This is a genomic window from Pseudomonas sp. EL_65y_Pfl1_R83 (assembly GCF_963970695.1).
Classification (GTDB): Bacteria; Pseudomonadota; Gammaproteobacteria; order Pseudomonadales; family Pseudomonadaceae; genus Aquipseudomonas; species Aquipseudomonas tritici.
On the sequence record NZ_CAXAQI010000454.1, the window covers coordinates 1 to 445 of the forward strand.

The following is a 445-nucleotide window of genomic DNA, read 5'->3' on the forward strand; positions in this document are numbered from 1 at the left end:
TCGAGTAATCGGATCGCATCGGCCGTGTCCGCGCAAGCATCAGCGAGAGCTTGCACCATCGCCACGATCGCATTTGCGACGTCCTGCGCATAGGCAAGGTCTGTGGTCGCAACTGCCGCCATCAATGTTTGCGCCGCCCCAGCGATGCCAACGCGAGCGCCCGACGCGATGCCGACCAGCGTGGCGACGGTCGTATCTGACGGATAGGCGGTGCTCGTCCGTTCCGAGTAGCCTGCGTTGCCACCGGCACTGAACCGGCCATAGTTTCCCGGAAGCTGAGCGGTGAGGCGATGCAAGGAAGTGGCGTCGGAACCAAGCGCAATCGCCTTGCTGCTCCACGAGGCGGCTGTGACGCTCATATCCTGCCGCCGACCGCCGGCCGCAGCGGCAAGCGCGATCAACCGGACACCGTCCACGACCAGCGCCAGCTTCGCGAGGTTGGCAG

Annotated in this window: 1 protein-coding gene; it reads right to left on the reverse strand. The window is 65.2% G+C overall.

All coding sequences use genetic code 11. The features are described from left to right. Positions 1–445: hypothetical protein (locus AACY08_RS29790; protein ID WP_339472681.1), on the reverse strand; the 445-nt coding region annotated here is incomplete at both ends.